Source organism: Flavobacterium sp. UGB4466, assembly GCF_903469665.1.
Taxonomy (GTDB): Bacteria; Bacteroidota; Bacteroidia; order Flavobacteriales; family Flavobacteriaceae; genus Flavobacterium; species Flavobacterium lipolyticum.
Map to the genome: position 1 here is coordinate 1 of NZ_CAGKLC010000001.1, position 13752 is coordinate 13752.

Annotated in this window: 12 protein-coding genes; all 12 read left to right on the top strand. The window is 36.8% G+C overall.

Translation table 11 applies throughout. From position 1 onward, the window contains the following. The first annotated feature begins 37 nt into the window (after nucleotides 1-37). The 12 genes from JO950_RS00005 to JO950_RS00060 all read left to right on the top strand — a co-directional run bounded on the left by JO950_RS00005 (nucleotide 38) and on the right by JO950_RS00060 (nucleotide 13674). Nucleotides 38-2869, top strand: a complete 2832-nt coding sequence (locus JO950_RS00005) for a TonB-dependent receptor domain-containing protein (protein ID WP_202700445.1) — start codon at nucleotides 38-40, stop codon at nucleotides 2867-2869. An 85-nt stretch (nucleotides 2870-2954) separates the two neighbouring features. After that, a complete protein-coding gene (locus JO950_RS00010) occupies nucleotides 2955-4481 on the top strand; it encodes an SGNH/GDSL hydrolase family protein (RefSeq protein ID WP_202700446.1) in 1527 nt (508 codons plus the stop codon). Nucleotides 4482-4712: 231 nt separating this feature from the next. Beyond that, a complete protein-coding gene (gene atpD, locus JO950_RS00015) occupies nucleotides 4713-6224 on the top strand; it encodes a F0F1 ATP synthase subunit beta (RefSeq protein WP_202700447.1) in 1512 nt (503 codons plus the stop codon). Nucleotides 6225-6294: 70 nt separating this feature from the next. Beyond that, nucleotides 6295-6576 (top strand): F0F1 ATP synthase subunit epsilon, encoded by a 282-nt coding sequence (locus JO950_RS00020; RefSeq protein ID WP_017495936.1) that lies wholly within the window; start codon nucleotides 6295-6297, stop codon nucleotides 6574-6576. Between the two features lie 184 nt (nucleotides 6577-6760). After that, nucleotides 6761-7897 (top strand): pyridoxal phosphate-dependent aminotransferase family protein, encoded by a 1137-nt coding sequence (locus JO950_RS00025; protein WP_202700448.1) that lies wholly within the window; start codon nucleotides 6761-6763, stop codon nucleotides 7895-7897. Between the two features lie 210 nt (nucleotides 7898-8107). Continuing rightward, nucleotides 8108-8296 carry a hypothetical protein gene (locus JO950_RS00030; RefSeq protein WP_202700449.1) on the top strand — a complete coding sequence of 63 codons (189 nt, stop codon included), beginning with the start codon at nucleotides 8108-8110 and terminating at the stop codon, nucleotides 8294-8296. Nucleotides 8297-8369: 73 nt separating this feature from the next. Then, entirely contained in the window at nucleotides 8370-9233 is an 864-nt protein-coding gene (locus tag JO950_RS00035; protein WP_202700450.1) for a TraB/GumN family protein, read from the top strand. A gap of 7 nt (nucleotides 9234-9240) precedes the next feature. After that, nucleotides 9241-9744, top strand: a complete 504-nt coding sequence (locus tag JO950_RS00040; RefSeq protein ID WP_202700451.1) for an RNA polymerase sigma factor — start codon at nucleotides 9241-9243, stop codon at nucleotides 9742-9744. Next, a complete protein-coding gene (locus JO950_RS00045; protein ID WP_202700452.1) occupies nucleotides 9734-10348 on the top strand; it encodes a hypothetical protein in 615 nt (204 codons plus the stop codon). Before JO950_RS00040 ends, JO950_RS00045 begins: the two co-directional genes overlap by 11 nt. Nucleotides 10349-10492: 144 nt before the next feature. After that, nucleotides 10493-11110 (top strand): dethiobiotin synthase, encoded by a 618-nt coding sequence (bioD, locus tag JO950_RS00050; protein ID WP_202700453.1) that lies wholly within the window; start codon nucleotides 10493-10495, stop codon nucleotides 11108-11110. Nucleotides 11111-11210: 100 nt separating this feature from the next. Beyond that, complete coding sequence (bioA, locus tag JO950_RS00055) at nucleotides 11211-12482, top strand: adenosylmethionine--8-amino-7-oxononanoate transaminase (protein WP_202700454.1); 1272 nt, start codon at nucleotides 11211-11213, stop codon at nucleotides 12480-12482. A 22-nt stretch (nucleotides 12483-12504) separates the two neighbouring features. Next, nucleotides 12505-13674 (top strand): beta-ketoacyl synthase N-terminal-like domain-containing protein, encoded by a 1170-nt coding sequence (locus JO950_RS00060; RefSeq protein WP_202700455.1) that lies wholly within the window; start codon nucleotides 12505-12507, stop codon nucleotides 13672-13674. Nucleotides 13675-13752: the final 78 nt, after the last annotated feature.

Below are 13752 nucleotides of genomic sequence, written 5' to 3' on the forward strand. Positions count from 1 at the left end.
GTATTTTGGTAGTATAAACTAAACAAAATCTAACCAAATGAGAGTCTATTTATTAATTATGTTGTTTTTCAGCGGAATATCTTTTGCGCAGAATTCAATTACCGGTTCTGTGACTGATGGCAGTAAACAAGCTATTCCGGGAGCCAATGTTGTCGTAGTTGGAAGTTCAAACGGTGCTTCTACCGATTTCGATGGTACATTTAAGTTAAATACTTCGGCAAAGCTGCCTTTTACAATTAAGGTTTCGGCTGTAGGTTTCGAGTCCAAAACAATTAATGTTACATCAGTAAATCAAAAGATTAATGTAATTTTAAAAGATGAGGAAACCAAATTAAATGAAATTGTGGTTTCGGCTTCGAGAACTCCTGAGAGAGTACTTGAGTCTCCGGTAACTATTGAAAGAATGGGAATTCAGGATATCAAGAAAACTGCTTCTCCTTCTTTTTACGATGGACTGGAAAATTTAAAAGAGGTACAGATGAATACCAGTAGTATGTCTTTTAAATCAATCAATACTAGGGGTTTTGCAACGGTAGCCAATACGCGTTTTATGCAGTTGGTTGATGGTATGGACAACTCCTCTCCGCTTTTAAACTTTGTATTGGGGAATTTGATTGGTGTTTCAGAGATAGATGTTCAGAGTGTGGAGTTGTTGCCAGGTGCATCTTCTGCATTATATGGAGCCAATGCTTTTAATGGAATTATGTTCATGAACAGTAAAAGCCCGTTTACGTATCAGGGAGCATCAGCTTATTTTAAATACGGAATGACTTCGCAGGAAGCTGCCGGTACCAATAATTACTACGATTTTGGAATGCGATTTGCACATGCGTTTAATAAATATTTTGCGGCCAAAGCAAATTTTACTTATATGGAGGCTACCGATTGGTATGCTACAAATTATAATGACAAAACAATTCCCGGAATCGATAGAAGTAATATCAATTATGATGGAATTAACGTGTATGGTGATGAAGTTTCGACTAACTTAAAAGGTGTTGGACAGTCATTAGCTGCCTTAGGAATTATTCCTGCTTCAGCTGTAAATTTATTGCCTAGTAAAAATGTCAGCAGAACGGGTTATAATGAAGTAGATCTTACGAACAACAAAGCTGGAAATACCAAAATTGATTTTTCATTACACGGAAGGCCTTTTGGAGATGATAGATTGGAAATCATCTGGCAAAGTAAATTTGGTACCGGTAACGCGGTTTATCAAGGAGCTAATAGATACTACTTAAATGATTTTTTTATGCAACAACATAAAATTGAATTTAAAGGGAGGAATTTTTTCGTAAGAGGGTATACTACATCGGAAGATGGAGGGCATTCTTATGATATGGGTTTTACCGGAATTAATATAAATAGAAAATGGAAAGATGATAAAACCTGGTTTGGTCAGTATGCAGGGGCATACGTTCAGGCTACTTTAGGAGGAGCCACTCCGGAACAGGCTCATGTAGCAGGAAGAACCACAGCAGATACTGGTCGTTTCTTGCCAGGTACAGCCGCATTTAAAAATGCATTCAATCAGGTAATTGATGACGAAAGTGTACTTACAGGTTCAAAATTGGTAGACAATTCGAAAATTTACCATTCAGATGCAAATTACAACTTTAAAGATTTGATAAAGTTTGCTGAGATTCAGGTGGGTGGATCATTCAGATTGTACGAATTAAATTCTCATGGAAGAATTTATACCGATGGTAACGGTGGGATTAATTATACAGAGTATGGTGCTTACACACAAGTAATGAAAAAGTTTTTGGATGAAAGATTGAAATTTACAGGTTCTATTCGTTACGATAAATCTAAAAATTTCGATGGTAATTTTTCACCAAGAGTATCTTTTGTCTATTCCGGAGGGGAGAAAAAGAATCATAATTTCAGAGCTTCATTCCAAACCGGTTTTAGAAACCCGTCTACACAGGATCAATATATAGGTTTTAATATTGGTAATGCAGTGTTGATTGGTTCTGCTCCGGACAACTTATTGCGTTATACAGAGACATTACCTGTTTCAACAACTGCAGGTCAGGCTTTTGCCGGAGGTTCTACCGTTGTAATGACCGGGGTCAATGCTTATAATAATTCGTATACTGCCAGTTCTGTAGCTGCTTTTGCTGCTTTGGCAGGAACTAATCCCGTGGCTGCTGCTGCTCTTTTAAGAAAAACAAATATAAATTATGTGAGACCGGAAGAAGTTAAGGCATTTGAGTTAGGATATCGTTCTTTTATCAATGATGTTTCAGTCGATCTTAATGCTTATTATAATGTTTACAATCATTTTATTGGGAATTTGAACGTTGCGGCTCCTTTTTATGGTACAGCGCAAGATGCTCCAAACCCTTTATTAGGACCTACAGATCCTGGATTCCAGACGCTTCATGCGCTTCAGAATGGAAACATCAGAGCGTACCAGTTGTATACCAATACAGATGTTGAAATCAAATCGTTCGGATTTGGAGTTGGTCTTTCTAAAAAAGTGATTGCTAATTTTGAATTGGGAGTAAATTATAATTATGCTCAGTTTGATTTCGATCAGGCCAAAGATCCAAGTTTTGAAGCCGGGTTTAATACGCCAAAACACAGAGTTAAAGTGTCTCTTGGAAATGACAAGTTGTTTGAGAACTTCGGATTCAATGTGAGCGGAAGATGGAATAATGAATACAAATGGGAATCAACTTTTGCAGATGGTGTAATTAAGGCGGCAACTGTAATTGATGCGCAGATTAATTACGGACTTCCGAAATTAAAATCACTTTTCAAATTAGGAGCTTCCAATATTGGAGGAAAAGAATATGCTCAGGTACTTGGTGCAGGATATATCGGTCAGCAATATTTTGTTTCCTGGACGATCAATCCGTAATTTGGGATAATAGACGAAACAAACCTTTTATTCGCTTTTCCGGATACAATATTCAGAAAAGGATAATTATAAAATATAGTAGATCATGGTAAAAAATTTAAAATGGCTGTTTTTGGTTTCAGTAACCTTTATGGCTTGTAATAGTGATGATGCGGTAACGGTCTCAGATTCGTCTGATGGACAGCCGTTAACTTCGGGACAGGCGAATTTTTCAAAATATGTTGCGTTGGGAGATTCTTTTGCGGCAGGTTTTTCAGACAATGCTTTGTTTAAGGCTGGTCAGGCAAATGCATACCCTAATATTTTGGCACAGCAATTTGCATTGATAGGTGGCGGTACTTTTACGACTCCTTTTATGGCCGATAATATTGGAGGGTTTTCCTCCGGTGGTGTTCAGGTACCTAGTTTAGGAGTTAGGTTGTATTTAGATGTATCAACAAGTACTCCGGTTCCTGTTAGTGGTGTTTCGGGTACCGATATTAGCGCACGTTTAACGGGAGCTTTCAGTAATTTGGGAATTCCTGGAGCAAAAGCAACACATTTGGCGCTAGCTGGTTATGCAAGTGCTAATCCTTATTTTGGCAGGATTGCTTCTTCGCCTTCAGCAACGGTTTTAGGTGATGCTTTGGCACAGAATCCTACTTTTTTCTCTTTGTGGATTGGGGGTAACGACGTTTTAGGTTACGCTACATCCGGAGGAGACGGATCAAATCCGATTACAGCCCCGGCTACTTTTGATGCTGTTTATAAAAACCTGGCAACAGAATTGTCTAAGAATGGAAGAAAAGGTGTTGTGGCCAATTTGCCGGACATCAGTACCTTGCCGCACTTTACAACAGTTCCTTACAATCCTTTAACGATTTCTGTTTTAGGTGGTGGAAGTACGGCTGTTGGAACGGCAACGATCAATGCACTTAATACACAATTATACGGTCCGTTGAAAAGCGCCTTAAATTTTCTTGGAGTTACGGATAGAATTGATTTACTATCGCTAACTGCAGCAAATCCTTTGTTGATAAAAGACGAAACGCTTGCCAACTTATCGACTCAGCTTACTGCAGTGCTTACGCCATCGGTGGGAGCACAGACTGCGGCATTTTATGGTACTGTTTTTGGACAAGCGCGTCAGGCTAAAGCTACCGATTTGGTGCTTTTGAGTACAAGAGCAGCTATTGGAACGGCACCTACAGCAGCAAACTCAGGAATCGGAATGGTGCCTCCTGCTCCGTTGGATAAATTTGGGATTACGTATCCGTTACAAGATAAGTATGTATTAATTCCGGCAGAGATAACGGAGATCAAAAATGCTACTGCGGCCTATAATTTAACCATTAAAGCAGCTCAGGAGGCAAACGGTCTGGCATTAGTAGATGCAGACGGATTGATGAAACAGTTGTCTACTGCAAACGGGATCTCTGTAAATGGCTATACTTTGACAAGCGCATTTGTTTTCGGAGGAGTGTTTTCTCTGGATGGTGTTCATCCTTCAGCCAGAGGTTATGCATTTATTGCTAATAAATTTATAGAGTCAATTAATGCAAAATACGGTTCAAATCTAAAAGGAGTAGATGTCGGGAATTACCAGACACTTTATCCTAAAGTTATAAATTAAATTTAATTTTTTCATAAAACAGCCACTTGCTTTCAGAACGCAGTGGCTTTTTTTATGCAGTTAAAAAATGCTGTTTTCGGTATTTGAGGGCTGACTTTTAAGAATCAAACAAAATCGTAGTATTTTTTATAAAAAAAATATTGATTTTATATTTTAAAAATTTATCTTTGCGCTCTGAAAAAAGAGGTATTTTCGATAAACCTAAATAGCTATTTAATAAATACATAAGTAATGTCAAAAGTAATAGGAAAAGTTGCTCAAATCATTGGACCAGTAGTTGACGTAGTTTTCAACGGTAAAGATGTTGAACTTCCAAAAATTTATGATTCATTAGAAATCACAAAAAAAGATGGAACATTATTAGTTCTTGAAGTACAATCTCACATTGGTGAAAACACTGTTCGTACAATCTCTATGGACTCTACAGACGGTTTGTCAAGAGGATATGAAGTAGTTGGAACTGGAAATCCAATCCAAATGCCAATCGGTCCAGACGTATATGGACGTTTATTCAATGTAATTGGAGACGCAATTGATGGTTTAGGCGAATTGCCAAAAACTGGAGAAAACGGTTTGTCGATTCACAGACCAGCTCCTAAATTCGAAGATTTGTCAACTTCATCAGAAGTTTTATTCACAGGTATTAAAGTAATCGATTTGATCGAGCCTTACGCAAAAGGAGGTAAAATTGGATTGTTTGGTGGTGCAGGTGTTGGTAAAACAGTATTGATCCAGGAGTTGATCAACAATATCGCAAAAGGTCATGGTGGACTTTCAGTATTCGCAGGAGTAGGAGAAAGAACACGTGAAGGAAATGACTTACTTCGTGAGATGTTAGAGTCAGGAATTATTAAATACGGTGATGATTTCATGCACTCTATGGAAAATGGAGGATGGGATTTATCTAAAGTAGATATGCCAGGAATGAGAGAGTCTAAAGCTACTTTCGTTTTCGGACAAATGAATGAGCCACCTGGAGCTCGTGCACGTGTAGCACTTTCAGGATTATCTATCGCTGAGTATTTCCGTGATGGAGCAGGAACTGATCAAGGTAAAGACGTATTGTTTTTCGTTGATAACATCTTCCGTTTTACACAAGCAGGTTCTGAGGTATCAGCACTTTTAGGACGTATGCCTTCTGCAGTAGGATACCAACCAACTTTGGCAACAGAGATGGGAGCTATGCAAGAACGTATTACTTCTACAAACAAAGGATCTATTACATCTGTACAGGCGGTTTACGTTCCTGCGGATGACTTAACTGACCCGGCACCGGCAACAACGTTTGCTCACTTAGATGCTACAACTGTATTGTCTCGTAAAATTGCTGAGTTAGGTATTTATCCTGCGGTTGACCCGTTAGATTCTACTTCAAGAATTTTGACTCCTCAAATCTTAGGAAATGAGCATTATGACTGTGCACAAAGAGTAAAAGAAATTCTTCAAAAATACAAACAATTGCAAGATATCATCGCGATCTTAGGTATGGAAGAATTGTCTGAAGAAGATAAATTATCAGTATCAAGAGCACGTCGTGTTCAGCGTTTCTTATCTCAGCCATTCCACGTAGCGGAGCAATTTACAGGTATTCCTGGAGTATTGGTTGATATTAAAGATACTATCAAAGGATTCAACATGATTATCGACGGTGAGTTAGATCATCTTCCAGAAGCAGCTTTCAACTTGAAAGGTTCTATTCAGGATGCTATCGAAGCTGGAGAAAAAATGTTAGCTGAAGCTTAATCTAGTTTTCAGTATTCTGTCGCAGTAATCAGTACTGAGACTGTAAACTGAGACTGTAAACTAAAAAAAAATGATTTTAGATATAGTATCACCAGAAGCAAAATTATTTTCAGGAGAAGTAACATCAGTAACGTTGCCTGGGGTTGATGGAAGTTTCCAAATATTGAATAATCACGCTCCTATCGTCTCTATTTTGGAAAAAGGAACTGTTAAAATTGCTTCTGCAAAGTTTAATTTTTCTAAAGATGTAGCGAGTAAATTCACAAAAGTAAACGAGCAAACTTATACATTAGAGATTGCATCAGGTACTGTTGAAATGAAAGATAATAAAGTAATTGTTTTAGTTGACTAAAGCAGTTTCGGAATAAATAGAAAAAGACTTCAAGTAATTGAAGTCTTTTTTTTATGCTCTAATTTTTCTTTTTGACTACAGGAAGATATGGTATTCAAAGAGTATTTAAACGATTTATCTCCAATTGGGGTTGTGAAAGCAAAGCAATAGCTTATTTTACAATCAATTTTATAACTTTGCTTTTATGAAATTACCGGAGAACCTGAATCAGAAATTAGAGATACGAAAGCAAAATAATTCGCTTAGAAAATTACCGGTTTTTAGTAACCGAATAGATTTTTCATCAAATGATTATATAGGCTTTTCAAAATCAGAATCTATTTTTAAGTTAACTCATACTTATTTGCTGGAAAACGAAATTTTTCAAAACGGCGCAACCGGATCACGATTGATCTCAGGAAATCACTCTTTATATCAAATTACAGAAACGTTTATTGCGGAATTTCATGACGCTGAATCGGCGTTAATCTTTAATTCGGGTTACGATGCCAATGTTGGTTTTTTTAGCGCTGTACCGCAAAGAAATGATGTTATATTGTATGATGAGTTAAGTCATGCTTCTATTCGGGATGGCATTACAATGTCTAATGCAAAATCATATAAATTCAATCACAATGATTTTGAAGATTTAGAACGTCTTATTCAAAAATTTCCGGATACTACGGTTTATATTGTTACTGAAACGGTTTTTTCTATGGATGGGGATAGTCCTAATTTAGAAGAATTAGTAGTCTTGTCTGAGAAGTACAATTGTTATCTGGTAGTTGATGAAGCGCATACTTTAGGTGTATTTGGAGAAAAAGGGGAAGGTTTGATGCAATATTTGAAATTGCATCATAGAATTTTTGCCCGAATTATGACTTTCGGTAAGGGCTTAGGATGTCATGGAGCAACAGTTCTAGGAAGTACAGCTCTTAAAGAATATCTCGTAAATTTTGCCAGAAGCTTCATTTATACTACAGGTTTATCACCTCATTCTGTTGCGACAATTTTTGTAGCCTACAAACAATTGGAAGCAGAGAAAGCAACCATTGAAAAGTTACGCAGTAATATTGTGTTTTTCAATCAGCACAAAAACCTATTAGGGCTAAAGCCAATGTTTGTTCGGAGTAAGTCGGCAATACACTCGGCTATTGTTCCGGGAAACGAAAATGTAAAGCGCCTCGCAGAACAACTTCAGGGTAAAGGATTCGATGTAAAACCGATACTTTCTCCAACTGTTCCGGAAGGTCAGGAACGTTTGCGCTTTTGCATTCATAGTTACAATTCAGAAAAAGAGATTAACGAAGTTTTAGAATTACTGGGAAACTTCGTGTTTTAGGATAATATGTTTCACAGAGATTCACCAAGTTATCACAGAGCTTCGCAAAGTTATTTTGTGAGGCTCTTTTTTCTTTGTGAATCTCTGCGTGAAAAAAAATATTTCCGTCAGCCCTTTGTTTGTGGTCATTTAGAAAAAACTTTTAATTTTTTTGTAACGTTTTGAATGTTTGATTACTTACGAGTCGTAATCAAATAAACCAAAATAATTATGAAAACAACTTCAACACCAATTACCGAAAAAGTACTCCATTTTGTATTTGTCTTTGTTGCTTCGGCGGGGCTGGGATATGCTTTAGTAAATCAATTTATTTTAGATAAACCCAATAAAGAACTACTTCTAATTATGATTTGTCTCTTCGTTGCTTCAATGGCTTTCTGGCAAAGAAAAAAAATATAATAAATCATAGTACTTATTCAATCATCAATCAAACTAAATCAAAACATCATCAATCATTAAATCAATCAACAAAATGAAAAAATTAGTTACATCAGCACTTGCTGTAATCGCATTAGTTTTTAGTGGAACGACACAGGCACAGAACAAATCTCCAGAACTTGAAAATTCGCTTTTATGGGAAGTGTCGGGAAATGGACTGTCAAAGTCATCTTATTTATACGGAACAATTCATGCGATATGCTCAAAAGACTATTTTCTATCTGAAAAAACAAAGAAGGCATTTGACGCTTCTACTGAATTAGTTTTAGAAATTGATTTGGCTGATCCAAAAGAAATGGCAGATATGCAGCAAATGGCTATGGGGAAAGAGCCGTTAAGTAAGAAATTGAGTCCGCAACAACTTGCGAAATTGGGTGTAATTCTTGAAAAAGCGACCGGAATGACGGTGAAACAAGTGGACGCTTTGAGTCTGGCTACAGTAATGAGTCTGATTGCTGTCAAAAGTTTTGGCTGTGATGATATTAAATTTTATGAAATGGAGTTTATCGAGCAAGCTAAGAAAAGAAATATCGACATCGGAGGTTTGGAAACGGTAAAAAGCCAAGTGAAAGTACTCGAGAATGCCTATACAGATGATGAATTGCTTAATATGTTGGAAGGGTTAAATACTTCGCTAACATCTGAGTCAGTTGCCTTTTATAAGACTGAAAATATAAAGGGATTGTATGGTGTTACAGTTGATGAAAAAATGTCGAGTGAAAAAACAAATAAGATTATCTTAGACGATAGAAATGGCAATTGGGTTAAGAAGATGCCGCAATTGATGAAAAATCAGAGTGTTTTTTTTGCAGTAGGATCGGCACATTTGGGAGGTGAGTATTCAGTGTTTAATTTATTAAGAAAAGGACGGTATAAGGTAAAACCAATAATGAATTAAGATTATTTTGAAAGAGAAAGAACAGGAATTTTTAAATCGGATCGAAAGTCATAAAGGAATACTGTACAAGGTTTCCAAGATGTACATGGATAATCCTGACGATCAACAGGATTTGTTTCAGGAAATTATCTGCCAGCTTTGGAAATCGTATGATTCTTTTAGAAATGAAAGTCAGTTTTCGACCTGGATGTATCGTGTAGCGGTGAATACAGCCATTGTTTTTCTGAAAAAAGAAAAGCGAAAGGTAGACAAATACGAAATCGCTTCCGAAAATATTAAGGATGATGAAGGAGATTCGCACATCAAAGAAAGTCAGATCGATCATTTTTATAAAGCTGTTCAAAAACTCGAAAAAATAGATAAAGCGATCATTTTTTATCAGCTGGAAGGGTTTTCTCATAAGGAAATTGGAGAGAACTTAGGAATCTCAGAAGGAAATGCCAGGGTGAAATTAAACAGAGCAAAAGAAAAATTAAAAGAAATAATTAAAAATCAGGGATATGGATTTTAACGATATACAAAACGCATGGAACAATGATAAATCGGATAATATTGTTCTTCCGGATAATCTGGAAAAAATACAATCGGCCAATACGCCATTAGACAGAATCAGAAAAAATTTAAAAAGTGAGCTGATTGCGCAGGGAGTTTCAATAGTGTTGATAGGATTTACACCGTATATTTTTCATTTTGAACAGAAGTACATCGTTCCGTTTTTTTTGCTTTTTGCTATGTTTACCGCGGTTTGTATTTATTATTTGACAAAACTTTATTTTTTCTATAAACGACTTCATAATACCGCTTTAAAAACAAAGGACAATCTGTATGAAACTTATTTTGATATCCGTTTGAATATGGAGTTGTATAAGACTTTCGGATTTGCTTTGACACCTTTTATGATTGTGTTTTTAACGGTTTTAATCTACGATCAGACTTCCAAAACCACCAATTTTGTTATGTTTGACTTTAGCAGTACAGAAATAATTGGTGTTTTTTCAGCTATTCTTTTTTCAATTCTTTCTATGGGATTGTTTTTGGAATGGTGGGTTCGGTTTTATTACGGAAAATATGCTAAAGAAATAAAGAAAGTGATAGACGAATTAAAAGAAGAGTAAGTTAAATAGACCCCATCATACGTGATGGGTTTGTTTTTATTGGTATTTTTGCATCGATTATTAAGCAGGTATTCATCGAGAAAAGATTATTCGATACCAGAAAGCATAATTGTTTTTTGTGAGTATTTGCCAAACAAAAGAAGCATGAAAATATTTATAACCGGAATTTCAACAGATGTTGGTAAAACCGTTACTTCGGCAATCGTTGTTGAAGCTTTAGAGGCCGATTACTGGAAACCCGTTCAGGCCGGAGATTTGGATTTTAGTGATACACACAAGGTAAAATCTCAAATTTCAAATTCGAAATCTCAATTTTTCCCAAATGCATACGAGTTAAATACACCGGCAAGTCCGCATCTGGCAGCAGAAATAGATGGGCTTACGATCGATTTGAAGAAGATTATGGAACCTCGAACTGATAATCATTTGGTTGTAGAAGGTGCAGGGGGAATTTTTGTTCCGTTGAATGAAAAGGATTCCATTATCGATCTAATTCAGGCCGATTATAAAGTAATTGTGGTTTCAAGACATTATTTGGGGAGTATCAATCACACCTTGTTAACCGTAGAAGCGATTCAGAACAGAGGTTTTGAAGTGGCAGGAATCATTTTCAGCGGAAGCGAAAACCAATCGACTGAAAGTTTAATTCTGAATAAAACCGGAATAAAATGTATCGGAAGAATTGATGAAGAACCTTATTTTGATCAAAATGTAATTCGAGAATATGCCGATCAGTTTAGAGAGAACTTACTTAATTTATAGAGAAAACAAGACAGAATAAAGAAAATAGACTTTCTTATCTTTGTCAAAATTGTAGAGTTTAGACTAATTTCTATACTCTAATATCCATATTCTAAACAAGATGACATTAACAGAAAAAGACAGCCAATATCTTTGGCATCCTTATACACAGCATAAAACAGCACAGGCGCCAATTGCAATTTCCAGAGGTGAAGGTGCTTTACTTTGGGATGAGAACGGTAAGGAATATATTGACGCTATTGCCTCATGGTGGGTGAATCCGTTTGGACACAGTAACCGATTTATAGCCGATGCGATTTACAAACAATTAACCACATTAGAGCATGTGTTGTTTGGCGGTTTTACGCACGAACCGGCAGTCAAAGTGGCGGAGAAACTAATTGAGATTCTGCCTAAAAATCAGCAGAAGATTTTCTTTTCTGATAATGGTTCAACAGCGGTTGAAGTAGCTATAAAAGTGGCTTTGCAGTTTTTTTTCAATAAGGGTGAAAAACGTACCACAATAATTGCTTTTGAAAATGCTTTTCACGGAGACACTTTTGCGGCGATGGCAGCAAGTGGAATCTCTTTTTATACACAAGCTTTTCAGGGAATGTTTATTGATGTAGTCCGAATTCCGGTTCCGGTAAAAGGACAGGAACAGGAAAGTTTTGATGCTTTGAGAAATGTGATTCAAAATCATAGTTGCGCCGGTTTTATTTTTGAACCTTTGGTGCAGGGTGCAGCCGGAATGGTAATGTATGAACCGGAGGCTTTGGCAAAACTGATTCAAATCTGCAAAGAGAACAATGTTCTTACCATTGCCGATGAAGTAATGACAGGTTTCGGTAAGACGGGAAAAACCTTTGCAATGGATTATGTGACAGAAGTTCCGGATATGATGTGTTTGTCTAAAGCACTAACCGGAGGCACAATTCCGATGGCAATCACCACTTTTACACAAGAGGTTTTTGATGCTTTTTATGATGACGATATCAATAAGGCTTTGTTTCATGGACATACCTTTACTGCAAATCCTACGGGTTGCGCTGCAGCTTTGGCTAGTATTGAATTGTTGCATACAGATGAAATGCAGGCTAATATTGAAAGAATTCATAAGAGTCATTTGGATTTTCAGAAGAAAATTGAAAAGCATTCAAAAGTAACTACCGCGAGAACATTGGGGGTTATTTTTGCAGTTGAAATCAAATCAGATTCAGAAGAGAGTTATTACGGTTCAATGCGAACGAAACTCTATAATTTCTTCATTGATAAAGGTGTTGTTTTGCGCCCTGTCGGAAATATCGTTTATATTTTACCTCCGTATATCATGAGTGATGAGCAGCTTCAAAAAGTATATAAAACCATTGAAGAAGCCATTGAAATGGTGTAATTTTGCGATTAAATAAAATATTTTGAATACACAAAAAATCTCTATAACAGCTTTTTCTTCTATTTCACCTTTAGGAAATACCACGGAATCAGTGTGGGAAAAGTATCTTGATCGTCAACATTGTTTTTCGAAACAGTTTTTAGACCAACAGGAAACTTCTGTCGCCGCTCTGGATGCTGAGTCTAAACAAATTGTCTCGGAAATAAGAGAGTCCGATCCTAAGTACAAATTTCTGGATGATTCGGTTTTGTTTGCTTTGACGGCTTCTCGGCAAGCGGTTAAGCAGGCAGGATGGAGTTCGGATGATATCTTCGGAATTAACATTGGTTCGTCTCGAGGAGCAACCGATTTATTCGAAAAACATTATAAAGAATACATCGATACAGGAAAAGCACAAACTTTAGCTTCTCCAACAACAACTTTAGGAAATATATCTTCCTGGATTGCTCACGATCTGCAGAGTACTGGACCGGAAATATCGCATTCTATAACGTGTTCAACTGCACTTCATGCCTTGTTGAATGGTGTGGCGTGGTTGAAATCAGGTATGGCCGATAAATTTTTGGTAGGAGGAAGCGAAGCCCCATTGACTGATTTCACGATTGCTCAAATGAGAGCACTTAAAATATATTCGAGAATCGATCAGGAAACAGAAGCATGGCCCAACTTGGCTTTCGATTTTGAGAAAACTCAAAATACTATGATTTTAGGGGAGGGTGCGGCAGTTTGCTGTCTGGAAACCGGCGAGAAAGAGAATGCAATTGCATACATAACAGGTGTTGGTTATGCAACCGAGATTTTAGAACACAATATTTCTATTTCTGCAGAAGCAACCTGTTTTCAAAAATCAATGAAAATGGCTTTAAGGAATATAGCTCCTGAATCGGTTGATGCAATTGTGATGCATGCTCCCGGAACGATCAAAGGCGACTTAACTGAGTTGAGGGCTATTGAAAAAGTTTTTGGATCTCAGCTGCCTTTGCTGACTACCAATAAATGGAAGATCGGACATACTTTTGGAGCGTCCGGTATATTGAGTTTAGAGTTGGCACTTTTGATGTTTCAGCACGATACTTTTATTGGAGTGCCTTTCGGAGAAGAGCAAAAACAGACAAAATCGATTAAAAGAATATTGATTAATGCCGTAGGTTTCGGAGGGAATGCAGTTAGCGTTTTGATCGAAAAACCATAATTGGGACTTTCGGAGCCTCATAAATTTACACTATAAAAAAATCCATTCGCCACAGCGAATGGATTTTTTTATAGAACG

What these genes read in the sequence shown, in the direction of transcription:
- JO950_RS00005 (WP_202700445.1), top strand. Translation starts at nt 38, where the DNA reads ATGAGAGTCTATTTATTAATTATGTTGTTTTTCAGCGGAATATCTTTT.
- JO950_RS00010 (WP_202700446.1), top strand. Translation starts at nt 2,955, where the DNA reads ATGGTAAAAAATTTAAAATGGCTGTTTTTGGTTTCAGTAACCTTTATG.
- atpD (WP_202700447.1), top strand. Translation starts at nt 4,713, where the DNA reads ATGTCAAAAGTAATAGGAAAAGTTGCTCAAATCATTGGACCAGTAGTT.
- JO950_RS00020 (WP_017495936.1), top strand. Translation starts at nt 6,295, where the DNA reads ATGATTTTAGATATAGTATCACCAGAAGCAAAATTATTTTCAGGAGAA.
- JO950_RS00025 (WP_202700448.1), top strand. Translation starts at nt 6,761, where the DNA reads ATGAAATTACCGGAGAACCTGAATCAGAAATTAGAGATACGAAAGCAA.
- JO950_RS00030 (WP_202700449.1), top strand. Translation starts at nt 8,108, where the DNA reads ATGAAAACAACTTCAACACCAATTACCGAAAAAGTACTCCATTTTGTA.
- JO950_RS00035 (WP_202700450.1), top strand. Translation starts at nt 8,370, where the DNA reads ATGAAAAAATTAGTTACATCAGCACTTGCTGTAATCGCATTAGTTTTT.
- JO950_RS00045 (WP_202700452.1), top strand. Translation starts at nt 9,734, where the DNA reads ATGGATTTTAACGATATACAAAACGCATGGAACAATGATAAATCGGAT.
- bioD (WP_202700453.1), top strand. Translation starts at nt 10,493, where the DNA reads ATGAAAATATTTATAACCGGAATTTCAACAGATGTTGGTAAAACCGTT.
- bioA (WP_202700454.1), top strand. Translation starts at nt 11,211, where the DNA reads ATGACATTAACAGAAAAAGACAGCCAATATCTTTGGCATCCTTATACA.